The organism is Micrococcus sp. 116 (assembly GCF_902506395.1).
GTDB classification, from domain to species: domain Bacteria; phylum Actinomycetota; class Actinomycetes; order Actinomycetales; family Micrococcaceae; genus Micrococcus; species Micrococcus luteus.
On the sequence record NZ_LR732370.1, the window covers coordinates 1,721,582 to 1,733,488 of the forward strand.

General features: G+C 74.3%; 11 protein-coding genes and 1 tRNA gene. 5 read left to right on the plus strand and 7 right to left on the minus strand.

Annotated elements, in window-relative coordinates:
• The first annotated feature begins 274 nt into the window (after nucleotides 1-274).
• From CITRIK5_RS08000 to CITRIK5_RS08010, 3 genes are all read left to right on the plus strand, one after another.
• Nucleotides 275-754, plus strand: coding sequence for a cation:proton antiporter regulatory subunit (locus tag CITRIK5_RS08000; protein WP_101962221.1), 480 nt, complete (start codon nucleotides 275-277; stop codon nucleotides 752-754).
• Nucleotides 755-761: 7 nt separating this feature from the next.
• Complete coding sequence (locus CITRIK5_RS08005; protein WP_159833463.1) at nucleotides 762-2,009, plus strand: cation:proton antiporter; 1,248 nt, start codon at nucleotides 762-764, stop codon at nucleotides 2,007-2,009.
• 99 nt (nucleotides 2,010-2,108) lie between these two features.
• A tRNA-Gly gene (locus CITRIK5_RS08010) sits at nucleotides 2,109-2,182 on the plus strand.
• A 68-nt stretch (nucleotides 2,183-2,250) separates the two neighbouring features.
• On the opposite strand, the gene CITRIK5_RS08015 is transcribed toward CITRIK5_RS08010, so the two are convergent.
• Nucleotides 2,251-2,697, minus strand: coding sequence for a DUF2087 domain-containing protein (locus CITRIK5_RS08015; RefSeq protein WP_065572502.1), 447 nt, complete (start codon nucleotides 2,695-2,697; stop codon nucleotides 2,251-2,253).
• Nucleotides 2,698-2,957: 260 nt separating this feature from the next.
• Between CITRIK5_RS08015 and CITRIK5_RS08020 the strand changes: the two genes are divergently transcribed.
• A complete protein-coding gene (locus CITRIK5_RS08020; protein WP_159833465.1) occupies nucleotides 2,958-3,938 on the plus strand; it encodes an AEC family transporter in 981 nt (326 codons plus the stop codon).
• A gap of 55 nt (nucleotides 3,939-3,993) precedes the next feature.
• Here the strand turns inward: CITRIK5_RS08020 and CITRIK5_RS08025 are convergent, their stop codons facing one another.
• Nucleotides 3,994-4,332, minus strand: coding sequence for a hypothetical protein (locus tag CITRIK5_RS08025; RefSeq protein WP_236557204.1), 339 nt, complete (start codon nucleotides 4,330-4,332; stop codon nucleotides 3,994-3,996).
• A gap of 161 nt (nucleotides 4,333-4,493) precedes the next feature.
• Here CITRIK5_RS08025 and CITRIK5_RS08030 point away from each other — a divergent pair.
• A protein-coding gene (locus CITRIK5_RS08030) for an IS5 family transposase (RefSeq protein ID WP_159833467.1) occupies nucleotides 4,494-5,388 on the plus strand; the annotation gives its coding sequence in 2 pieces (ribosomal slippage) (nucleotides 4,494-4,850 and nucleotides 4,852-5,388; 894 coding nt in all).
• Here CITRIK5_RS08030 and CITRIK5_RS08035 read toward each other — a convergent pair.
• From CITRIK5_RS08035 to CITRIK5_RS08055, 5 genes are all read right to left on the minus strand, one after another.
• Entirely contained in the window at nucleotides 5,385-5,978 is a 594-nt protein-coding gene (locus tag CITRIK5_RS08035) for a hypothetical protein (RefSeq protein WP_159833469.1), read from the minus strand. The two genes, CITRIK5_RS08030 and CITRIK5_RS08035, sit on opposite strands and share 4 nt — an antisense overlap.
• Nucleotides 5,979-6,102: 124 nt before the next feature.
• Complete coding sequence (locus tag CITRIK5_RS08040) at nucleotides 6,103-6,582, minus strand: flavodoxin domain-containing protein (RefSeq protein WP_078025518.1); 480 nt, start codon at nucleotides 6,580-6,582, stop codon at nucleotides 6,103-6,105.
• Nucleotides 6,583-6,622: 40 nt separating this feature from the next.
• The gene (locus CITRIK5_RS08045; RefSeq protein WP_129866952.1) at nucleotides 6,623-8,722 is read right to left on the minus strand and encodes an NHL domain-containing thioredoxin family protein; all 2,100 of its coding nucleotides are present in this window, start codon (nucleotides 8,720-8,722) and stop codon (nucleotides 6,623-6,625) included.
• 94 nt (nucleotides 8,723-8,816) lie between these two features.
• Entirely contained in the window at nucleotides 8,817-9,671 is an 855-nt protein-coding gene (locus CITRIK5_RS08050; RefSeq protein WP_228070732.1) for a hypothetical protein, read from the minus strand.
• On the minus strand, nucleotides 9,661-11,907 hold a 2,247-nt coding region (locus CITRIK5_RS08055), incomplete at its 5' end, for a cytochrome c oxidase assembly protein (RefSeq protein ID WP_159833471.1). The genes CITRIK5_RS08050 and CITRIK5_RS08055, both read right to left, overlap by 11 nt.

The following is an 11,907-nucleotide window of genomic DNA, read 5'->3' on the forward strand; positions in this document are numbered from 1 at the left end:
GGGCGGTCCGTCTCCCCGAACGCGAGGTAGCGGTACACCGCCGTGTCGTCGGGGTGGGCGGGGACCTGGGCCGCGTCGGCCGTGGTGTCGCGCATGGGACGTCCTTCCGGGACGGGGGCTGCCGGACGCGGCCGGCCGCGGCCGGACGCGGTTCGGACTCTACCAGCGGCCCCCGGCGCACTTTCGTTCGGGAAACGGCGGCCCCTGGCGCACTTTCGTTCGGGAAACGGCGGCCAGGACGTCGACGGCGCGGCCACAACCTACGATGTACGACATGAGCCTCCACGAGACCTCCCTGCCGGGCATCGGCGTGCGCCGCGAGCTGGCCCTCGCCGACGGCCGCCGCATCGGCGTGGTCACCCACCGCGACGGCCAGACCGAGCTGATCCTCTCCGATGCCGAGGACCCGGACGCCTGCGCGACCTCGCTCCCCCTGACCCTCGAGGAGGCGTCCGCCCTGGGCGCGCTCCTGTCCGGGCCGCGACTGGTCTCCCAGCTCCAGGAGGAGCACGCGGACCTGCCCGGCATCACCACCCGTCAGCTGATCCTGCCGTCCGACTCCCCGTACGCGGGCGAGGTGCTCGGGGCGACCCGCATGCGCACGCGCACCGGCGTCTCGATCGTCGCCGTCGTCCGCTCCGGCGTCACCCACGCCTCCCCCGCCCCGACCATGCTCCTCGAGGGCGGCGACCTGCTCGTGGTGGTCGGCACCAGCGAGGGCCTCCGGAAGGCCGAGCGGCTGCTGGCCGCCTGAGGCCCCCGTGGACACCACGCTGATCGCCCTGATCGAGCTCGGGGCCGTGCTCCTGCTGCTCGGCGCCCTCGGCCGGTTCGCCGGAAAGATCGGCATGTCCCCCGTCCCGCTGTACCTGCTGGGCGGACTCATGGTCGGCGTCGGCGGGCTGCTGTTCACCCACGTCGACGCGGCCGGTGTCGCGCACAACCCCATGGAGCCCATCGAGGAGTTCAGCCGACTGGCCGCCGAGATCGGCGTCGTGCTCCTGCTGCTCATGCTCGGCGTGGAGTACTCGGCCCGTGAGCTCGTCGACGGGCTGCGCGGCTCCTGGCGGGCCGGTGTGTTGGACATCGTCCTGAACTTCACCCCCGGAGCGGTGGCCGGGCTGCTGCTCGGCTGGGGGCCGGTGGGCTCCCTCGTACTGGGCGGCATCACCTACATCTCCTCCTCCGGCATCATCGCGAAGGTCCTCGGCGACCTCGGCCGCGTCGGCAACCGCGAGACCCCCGTGCTGCTGTCCGTGCTCGTGTTCGAGGACCTGGCCATGGCGGTCTACCTGCCCGTGATGACGGCGCTCGCGGCGGGCACCGCCTTTGTCTCCGGTCTGAAGGCGGCGGGCGTCGCGCTCGTCGTCGTCGCCCTCGTGCTGGGGGTGGCGGTGCGGTACGGTCCCCAGATCTCGCGGCTGCTGCACTCGGACGAGCAGGAGAACTTCCTGCTCACGGTGCTGGGGCTGGCGCTCGTCGTCGCAGGCGTGGCCGGGGCGCTGCAGGTCTCGGCGGGTGTGGGCGCGTTCCTGCTGGGCATCGCGATCTCCGGAGCGGCCGCCAAACAGGCCCGCGCCGTGCTCGAGCCGCTGCGCGACCTCTTCGCCGCCCTGTTCTTCGTGCTGTTCGGCATGAGCGTGGATCCGCGCACCCTGCCGCCCGTGCTGCTGACCGCGCTGGCCCTGGCCCTCGTCACGGCCGCCACGAAGGTGGCCACGGGCTACCTCGCCGCGCGCGGGGCGGGGATCGGCGTGGCCGGCCGCTGGCGCGCGGGGGCGGCCCTGACGATCCGCGGGGAGTTCTCCATCGTGATCGCCGGGCTCGCCGCGTCGGCGGGTGGCGTGCCACCGGAGATGACCGCGTTCGCGACGGCCTATGTGCTCGCCCTGGCGGTCGCCGGGCCGGTGCTCATGCGGTACGCGGACGCGTTCGGTCGCTCGCGCGCCCGGGCGGCGACGCGGCGGGTGCGGTCGCGCGAGGTCGGCGCGGCGGACCCGGTGCACTGACGTACGGGTCCGCGGGGCTCGATGACGACACGGGGCCGGTGCACCGGCCGGGCTGGTGTATCGTGGTACCCGCGCCGCAGGCGGAAACCGAGCGGTTGCGCGGGCGTAGCTCAATGGTAGAGCGCTTGCTTCCCAAGCAAGATACGCGGGTTCGATTCCCGTCGCCCGCTCCACACCACGACGACGGCCCCGGGCCCCTCACGCGAGGGACCCGGGGCCGTGTCGCTTTACGCCGCTCCCCTCAACGGCCCGCGCGGATCTCGCGCAGCCGGCGTTCCAGGTCGACCGGCAGGTCCGCGGCGAAGCGCGGGTCGAGGTCTGGCCCGGCGTCCGCCAACCGGTAGACACCGTCGGCGCGGTCGAGGAACCCGTAGTCCACGAGTTCGCGACGCAGCGTGGCCACGTCCTCGTGGGCGGGGCGCAGCAGGTCGTTGACCTCAGCCTCCGCGTAGGCGCGGCCCGCTCTGAAGCGACGCAGCAGCTCGAGAAGGACGGCCACCCGCGGCTTGCGGCGCGCGGGGATGGAGCGCAGCCGGTCCCCGTCGAAGAAGCGGGCGAGCACGGTCGCGTGGTAGCGCTCGGCGGACTGCCACTCGTCGGCGAGGGCCGCCGCCGCGGCGGTGTACCGCTCACCGGTGACGGCCATGCGGGCGCGGATCAGGGTCTTGAGGTCGGACTGACGGGTCATGGTGCATCCTCGCCGGCGCGCTCCCGGCCATGCCGCGCCGCGGGTCGGGGACGACGTCCGTCGCGTGTGGGTGGGCCCGAGGATCCGCTCCCCTTCGCGCCGGGCTGCAGGGCCCTGCCGCGCGGGGCCGGGCCGCGTGGCGCGCTCGGCGGTGGGCGCCGCCGTCGTGATCCAGGCTAGCCGACGCCCGCGGCGTAGGATCGCGCCATGCCCCTGACCCCGCCGCGGACCGCCCCACCCCGACCCGTGGAGGCCCGTCCGTGACCCAGGTGCTCTCCGGCTTCGCGGTCGTGTGGGTGATCATCCTCGTGGGCGTCCTGGTGGGGCGCACGGGGGTGCTCGGCGAGCACGGCCGCACCGTGCTCTCCCGCGCGGCGTTCTTCATCGGCAACCCGGCGCTGCTGTTCGTCACGCTCTCCCGCGCGGACGTGGGCGCCGTGCTGGGCCCCCAGCTGTGGGTGGCCTCGCTGTCCGCGTTCGCGGCGGCCGCGCTGTACCTCGCGGTGACGATCCCGCTGTTGAAGGGCAGGCCGGCCTCGGAGCGGATCATGTCCGCGCTCAGCGCCTCGCTCGTGAACTCGGCGAACCTCGGCATTCCCATCGCGGCCTACGTCCTCGGCGACGCCGCCCTGGCCGCCCCGGCGCTCATCTTCCAGCTGGCGATCTACACGCCGCTCTACGTGGCCGCGATGGACGCCGCCACCGCGCGCGAGGCCCGGCGACGCACGACGGCGGGCCGGCGCCGTGCGGTGCGCCGCTCCCCCGGGCGCGCCGTGGCCGACCAGGTCCGCCACACGGTCACCAACCCCCTGATCCTGGGCTCGGTGGCCGGCCTGGCCTTCTCTCTCACCGGCTGGTCGCTGCCGGGCCCCCTCATGGAGTCCGTGGAGCTCATCGGCGGGCTGTCCATCCCGGCGATGCTCCTGGCGTTCGGCATGTCGCTGGTCGGCTCGCGGCCGCTCGAGCGCGCCGGCGGGCGTCGCGCGGACGTGCTGCTCGCCTCGGCGGTGAAGCTGGTGGTGCATCCGCTGCTGGCCTGGCTGCTCGCGCAGTTCGTGTTCGGCCTGGATGCACGGCACGTGTTCGTCGCCGTCGTCCTGGCCTCGCTGCCGACCGCACAGAACGTGTTCGTCACCGCCGTGCGCTACGACGCGGGGCTGCGCGTCTCGAAGGACACGATCCTGGTCACCACGATCGTCGCGATCCCGGCGATGATCGCCGTCGCCCTGCTGCTGGCCTGAGGCCGACGACGGCGGCGCCCGGCCCGGTGTCACGCGCCGGACGCCTCGCCGCGGCTCAGACGTCCCGGCGGATCAGCTCGTCCAGCCCCGTGGGCGAGAGCAGGTACGGGGCGACCTCGAGCACGGTGCGCGCCCCCGTCTCCCCCTGGGCCTTCAGCCGCGCGGCGGCACGGCCGTCGGCGACCTGTGCGGCGCGGGCCTCGGCGATCGCCTCCTCGCTGGGGATCGTGTACTGCACGCCGCGCCGGACGCCGGGGACCCGCCGGACGGCGTCGGAATGGCCCGGCGAGAGGCCCCTGCCCCAGAACATGTTCTGCTGCGCCTGCGGGAACAGCGCCGCACCCAACACGCGATTCATCGAGAACAGGCCCGGGTCCCAGCCGGTGGAGATCATCGCCACGTGCCCGCCCTCCCGGGCCGCGGCGTCCGTCTCGGCGCGGTGCCGCGGGATGAGCTGGTGGTTGCCGTACTGGCGGGGTCGTGGTCAGGTCGGTCCCACCGGCCTAGGGCGTGTCTGAGAATGGATCCAGGGGGCCAGCTGACACCCTGGAAGGCATGTCCCGCTTCGAGATCCTCTCCGATGCCCAATGGGAACTGATCGCCCCGATGCTCCCTGCCCGGACCGGTCGACGGGGCCGGCCGTTCTCGGACGCCCGCACCATGGTGGAGGCGATCATCTACCGATACAGGTGCGGGATCCCCTGGCGGGACCTGCCCGAGGTCTACGGGCCTTGGCAGACCGTGTGGACCTGGCACCGGCGCTTGGCTGAAGAGGGCACCTGGGATGCGGTGCTGGCGAGGCTGACCGCCGCCGCGGACGCCGAAGGCCTGATCGATTGGTCGGTCTCGGTGGACTCCACGATCGCCCGCGCCCACCAGCACGCCACGAACATCACCCGCCTCACAGGGGGATGGGTCGAACTACAAGAATCCGCGTGAGGAGCCGGCCGATCACGGCATCGGGCGCTCCCGTGGAGGGCTGAGCACGAAGATCCATCAGCTCGTGGACGGGGCCGGGCTGCCGTTGGTCAGTCTGATCACCCCTGGCCAAGCCGGGGACTCCCCGATGCTGCTGCCGCTGCTGGGGCAGCTGCGCGTGGCACGGCCGGTAGGGCGGCCCCGGACCCGCCCCGAGGCGGTGCTGGGTGACAAGGCGTACTCCTCCCGGGCGATCCGCACCCACCTGCGTGCCCGCCGGATCAAAGCCGTGATCCCCGAGCCGGCGGATCAGCAGGGCCACCGCAGGCGCCGCGGCTCGGCCGGTGGCCGTCCCGTTGGCCTGGACTCGCAGGCTTACAAGGGCCGGAACGTGATCGAGCGCCAGTACGCGCACCTGAAGCAATGGCGGGGCCTGGCGACCCGGTACGACAAGTACGCGATCGTCTACCGAGCCGCCGTGGTGTTGAACGCTGTGCTCGCGTGGTCCAAACGATTGTCAGACATGCCCTAGGCCCGGCGCCGCGGGGCGCCGAGCCCGCCCGCCGGACCGCGCAGCAGGAGCACGACGACGGCGACCAGCCCCGCCGACGCCAGCGCGCTGACCACGTAGATCGGCCAGGCCCACGGGCTGTGGTCGCCCCCGCCGATGCCGTAGGTGTCCGCGAGCGCCATGCCCGGCCCGAACGAGGCCATGAAGTAGGCCGGGGACGCGGCGACGAGCGAGGCGAGGCCCAGGGCGAGGACCGCCAGCGGGTCGGCCTCCTCGCGACGCCACGTGAGGAACCACAGGATCGCGGCCACACCGAACCCGGCCGCCAGGATCACGGCCGGAAGGACGAAGGGGACGCCGAGCTGGCCCGCCGCGCTCAGGTCCGCGTAGATCCTCCCGAGGCCGCGGTCGCCGGGCGCGGCGGCCAACGGGTTGAGGACGAACACCTGCAGGGCCGCGAGCGCCGCGACCGCCGCGACGACGCCCGGGACCGCCGCACCCGCGGCGAGCCGCACCCAGCCGGGCCGGTCGGGCAGAGCGAGGGGCGCCGTCGTCGGGCGGGGCCGGGCGGGGCGGGAGGACGCGGCGGGGCGACGGGCGGAATGGGACATGCGGCCAGGCTAACCGCTCGCCTCCGCCGCGGGCACGAGCGCCTCCGGCGCCGTTTCGTCAACGAAAGCGTCTGCGGAGGCTCCTCCGCCTCCACCGTCTCGTCGACGACAGCGGCGGGTGAGGTCAGCGCACGCCGGCGCCGGGGAGGGTCTTGGCCCAGGCCTCGATGGCGTCCCAGTCGCGGAAGTCGCCGTAGTGCTCGTTGCGGGAGAGCTTGAGCTTGAGCTTCTCCAGCCGGCCCAGGCGCTCCTCGAAGAGCGCCCCGCGGAAGTACGCCACCTCGCGCGGACCGTAGGACTCGAGCTTCTCCCGCACCGGCCGGGCCAGCTCGGGCGCGCCGCCCGAGGCCAGGATCACGAGCGGCAGGTCCGTCAACTCGGCCCGACGGGTGTCAAGGAACGCCCGGGCGTCGGCGGCGAACGAGCCCGTGTAGACCGGAGCCGCGACGATCACCGCGTCCGCCGTGGCCAGCCAGGCGGCGGCGCCCTCGACGTCCTCCACCACGGTCGGGACGGCCTGCGACGTGCGCAGCACCTCCGCGACACGCTCGGCGATCTCTCGCGTGGATCCGTGGGCGGACGAGGTGACGATGAGCGTGGTCATGGTGGGGCGCAGCCTTCGGGGTCGGGGGCGGACGACGCGCTCAGTGTATCCCGCGCAGGTCCAGGTCCAGGCGGGTCTCGGCGCCCTCCGGGGCCCGGTCCGGGGTGTGCACCGTGACCGGGATGCCCCAGTCCTGCTGGTACAGGTGGCAGGCGGCGTGGTCGGGGATCGGCTGCCCCTTCTCCCCGTCGCATGCGGCGGCCCGGGCGGTGATGTGCAGGACGCCCTCCTCGACCTCGGGGTTCAGCCGCAGCGTCCGGTGCAGCCCCGTGGACGTGCCCGCGCCCTCGAGCAGCAGCTCCTCCGGGGAGGAGGAGATCTTCAGCTGCGTGGGGTCGCCCCAGCGGTCGTCCAGCTTCTGCCCCGTGGGCGCGGCGAAGCCGATCGTCAGGTCCAGGTCGCCGGCCACCACCGGGGTGCGGGGACGCTGCGTCTGCCGCGCGCCCTCGTCCACGGTGAGGAACTCCTCCGGCACCGCCAGCCGCGTGAGCCGGTGGGCGTTGGACTCGACCACCACGATCGCGGTGTCGTTCCCGTCCGCGTCGTGCTCCACGAGCACGTCCGAGGGCTCGAGCAGCCCCCGCGCCACCGTGGTCACCGTGGCCGGGACCGCCCGGCCCGCAGCGTCCTCGCCGGCCGGGGCGTACCGGCGGATCGCGCCGTTGTACGTGTCCGCGATCAGCACGGAGCCGTCCGGCAGGGCCGTGACGCCCAGCGGGTGCTGCAGGCGCGCGCGGTCCGCCTCCCCGTCCACGTGGCCGAAGTCGAACAGGCCTGCCCCGACGGCGGTCCCGACCTCGCGGCGCCCGTCCTCCCCGGTCCGCACCCAGCGCACCGCGGAGGTCTCCGAGTCCGCGACCCACAGCGCGCCGTCCGCGCCCAGGGACAGCCCCGAGGGCTGCGCGAACCAGGCCCGTCCGGCGTCGCCGTCCAGCAGGCCCTCGAGCGCCGTGCCCGCGTGCACCGCGAGCGCGCCCGTGACGGGGTCGAAGTCGAAGAGCTGGTGCGTGCCGGCCATCGCGATCACCACACGCCCCAGGGCGGGGTGCCACACGACGTCCCACGGGGAGGACAGCGAGATCGCGGTCGGCTCCCCGGGCAGGTCCGCGAGGTCGACGGCGACGTCCTCCTCGTCCTCGACGGCGGCGGCCTCCTTGGCGCGCTCGGAGTCGATGAGCTTCTGCACGCCGTTGCCGGCGAGGGTGCTGACGTGCCCGTCCGACAGGCGCAGGCCCCGCAGCCGGTGGTTGACGGAGTCCGCCACGACCACGTCGTAGCCGACGCGCTCCGCGACGTCCTCGGGCAGCAGCGCCAGGCCCTGGGGCTCGTTGAACAGCGCCTCGTCCGGCCCGCCGTCCGCGTGGCCCTTCTCCCCGGGCGTGGGGAATGCGATCTCGGCCTGGCCCGCGTCCGCCGTGGCGGGGTCCCCGCCGCCGAACGCGCGGAGCACCGTGGTCAGGTCCTCGGCGACCTCCAGGAGGCGGTGGTGGCCGGTGTCCGAGACGAGGAACGTGCCCGGGCGGGAGCCGCGGCCGCCGAGCGACACGGCCTTGCCGGGGAACGACAGGTCCCGGGCCACGGGGGCGGGCGGGACGTAGGGGCCCGAGCCGCGGTGCAGCGTGCCCTTGGCCTCGTGCTCGGCCACGAGCTCGCGCACGAGCCCGTAGAGCCCGGCCACGTGCCCCTCTCCGGACAGGTGCGCGGCGATGTAGCCCTCCGGGTCCACCACCACGAGGGTGGGCCACGCGCGCGCCGAGTACGCCTGCCACGTGGTCAGCTCGGGGTCGTCCAGCACGGGGTGCTCGATGGCGTAGCGCTCGACGGCGGCCGCGAGCGCGTCCGGGTCCGCCTCGTGCTCGAACTTGGGCGAGTGCACGCCCACCGTGACGAGCACATCCGCGAACTCCTCCTCGAGCGGGCGCAGCTCGTCCAGGACGTGCAGGCAGTTGATGCAGCAGAACGTCCAGAAGTCGAGGAGGACGACCTTGCCGCGCAGGTCCTCGAGGGTCACCTGCTCACCGCCGGTGTTCAGCCAGCCGCGGCCCACCAGCTCGGACGCGCGCACCCGGGTGGCCGCGCGCGGCACGGCGGCGGGGGCGTCAGCGGACGGGGCGGGGTTCGGGGTCTGCGGTGCGGTCATGCCCACCATCATGGCGCACGTCCCGGACGCGTCAGCCGTGAGCGGACGCCGCGGCGTCACAGGGGGAAAGACGACGCCGCCGGGCGGGTCCGGCTCAGTCGGCGGCCAGGGCGGCGGCCAGCATCTCCTCCGCGATGAGGGTGAACTCCTTGCGCCCGGCCTCGGGCCGGCCCACGAAGGAGACCATCACCACGGCGTCGGAGGTGACGGCGGTGAGCACCTGGGCCGTGAGCTGGGGCTCGGACTCCGAGGCCACGGTCCGCTCCCACACGAGGGCGGACTGCGCCGGCGTGCCGTCGGACAGCGGCGCGTCGGAGACCTCGAGGCGGTAGTCGACGGTCGCGTCCCCCTCCTGCACGGTCATGGTCATCTCGCGGCAGTCGGCGCGCAGGGCGTTGACGGTCTGGATGTGCCGCTCGACGTCCTGGCGGCCCTGGCCCGTGAGCCGGGCGACCTCCACGGTGCCCGTGCCCGTGAAGGTGTCGGCGCCGACGTCCACGCGCGTGGCCTCGGCCCCGTCGAGGGCGATCGGAGAGAAGTCCAGGGCGGTCAGCGGCGCCTTGCACTGCGCCGGCTGCACGGTGGTCCGGTCCGCGTCCGCACGCCGGTCCCGGGAGTCCTCGCGGGCCGCGTCGATCTCCTCCGCCGTGGCGGCCCGCTGCCGGACGAAGCCGAACGTGGCCGCACGCTCGGCCGCGGCCTCCGCCATGCGCTCGTCCTGACGGTCGCCCAGGCCGAGCCCCTCCGGGGCCGCCGACTCCGTGTGCACCGCGGTGCCGGCGTCGTCGTGGACCCCGTCCGCGGGCACGGACGCGGCGGCCGGATCGTTGTCCCCGGCCCCGCAGCCCGTCAGGGCCAGCAGGCCGGCGGCGACGGCGGCCACGAGGCGCAGCCGACCACGCCGGGGCGCGGCCGGGCGGCGGAGGGGACGGACACGGTCAGCGGACATCACGGGCCTCCTCGGGGCCGGTGGAGGAGTCACGGGCCGCGGGCTCGGCGCCGCTCGGGGCGTCGGTGGCCGGGGTGCCGTGCATGCGGGCATACATCTCGTTCCAGCGGCGCAGCTCCGCGTCGCCGTCGCGGTCGGCCTGCCGGTCCAGCCGGACCGCGTTCTTGCGGTCGCTGCGATACCAGAGCACGGCCACCATCACCGCCATCATCACGGTGGGGAACTCGCCGATGCCCCACATCACCGCGCCGCCGATGCGCTGATCCTCGAGGGCGGTGGGGCCCCAGTCGCGGCCCATGTTGCCGAACCAGGACGCCTGCAGCAGACCGGTGGAGGTGGTCATGGCGACGCCGATGAAGGCGTGGAAGACCATCGTGGCCATCAGGAGCACGAGCCGCAGGGCGTACGGGGGCCGGCGCGGCAGCGGATCCGAGCCGATCATGACCAGGGCGAACAGGAACCCGGTCAGCAGGAAGTGGACGTTCATGAACTCGTGGCCCACGTGGGTCTCCAGCGAGAACCGGAAGAAGTCCGTGTAGTAGAACACCAGGATCGAGCCGGCGAAGTTGACCCCCGCCACGATCGGGTTCGTGATGAACCGCCCCCACGGGGAGTGCACGATCCACAGGATCCACTCGCGCGGGCCGCGCGTCCCGTCCGTGCGGGACGGCAGGGCCCGCAGCGCCAGGGTGATCGGCGCGCCCAGGACGAGGAAGACGGGGCTGAGCATCGTCAGCGTCATGTGGCCCACCATGTGCGCGCTGAACAGGACGCGGCCGTACACGGCCGGGGACCCGGAGGTCGCCCACAGCAGCACGGCCAGGCCCGCGAGCCACGCGACGGTGCGCAGCACGGGCCAGCGGTCGCCGCGGCGGCGCAGCTGCCACACGGAGCGCAGGTACCAGAGGGTCAGGAACGCGATGATCGCGACCCACAGCCAGTCGAACCGCCACATCGTGATCCACCGGGCGCCCTCGAGGGCCGGCGGCAGCTCGTAGCCGGTGAGGATGCGGGCCGGGGAGGCGTCCGGCGCGATCTCCTCCGGCACGGGCGGGGCCGTCCGGGAGAGCACGGAGGAGACGCCCATGACGGCGCCCATGATCACGGCCTCCACGGCGATGAGCTGCCACAGCAGGCGACGCGCGGGGGCGGGGCTGGGACGGTCCGGGCCGGCGTCGAGGCGGGGGATGACCCACCGGCGGTGCAGCAGGCCGATCAGGCCGAGGCCCAGGACCGCCAGGAACTTGGCCGAGACGAGGATGCCGTAGGGGCTCAGCAGCTGGGCCGGATCGTCCATGCGGATCGACGCGTTGACCACGCCGGACAGCGCCACCGTGACCAGGCCCAGCCCGGCGAGCACGGAGTAGCGGGTCAGGACCGTGTGCAGCAGGGGCGCCGGGCCCTGCCGGCGCAGGCTGCGGCCCCGCCCCTGCGCCCCGTTGGGCCCCACGAGGGTGTCCGAGATCGCGACGAGCACGAGCAGTCCGCCCACCCACACGACGACGCCGAGCAGGTGCAGGCCGATCGAGTTCACGGCGCCGGTGTGGTCGTCACCGCCCGCCGCGTGCCCGATCAGGGCCAGGGGCACGAGGGCGAGCATCGCCAGGATGCCGGTCCAGAACAGGCCGTTGTGGGAGCGGACGGCGATCGCCAACGTGGTCACGACGGCGGCGATCACGGTGACCCAGAACCACGCCTGGCCCACCGAGATGCCGACCACGTAGGCCGCCAGGCCGTCCGTGAAGCCCTGCCCCGCCGTGACGGGGATGCCGGCGAGATCCGAGTAGGACAGCACGCCGACGGCCAGCGCGGCCACCGTCCACACGCCGGCGCTGACGGCGGCGATCCGCATCACGCGGGTGAACGCGGGGTGCTCGGGCAGCGGTGCGGCGTCCGCGTCCTCGCGCCGCTGCCGGGCGGAGCGGTGCCACCGTTCCGTGCCCGCTGCGTGCGGCGGCAGGACCCCGGCCGCGAAGATCAGCGCGGCGATGGTCAGGGACATCGCCAGGTTGGAGACGAGCTCCCCCACGGGCACGCCCCAGCGGGTGATCCACCCCGGGTCGGAGAGCTGGCGCGCGGCGGTGACCCCGGTCAGCCAGCCGGCGGCGGCGAGGCCGGCGGCTCCCGCGGCGGCCACGAGCATCCAGATCCACCGGGGCACACCGACCGGCCCCGACGGACCGGGGCGGGCGGCGTCGTCGTTCTCGGCGGGGTGGCTGCCCCGGTCCGTCTGGGC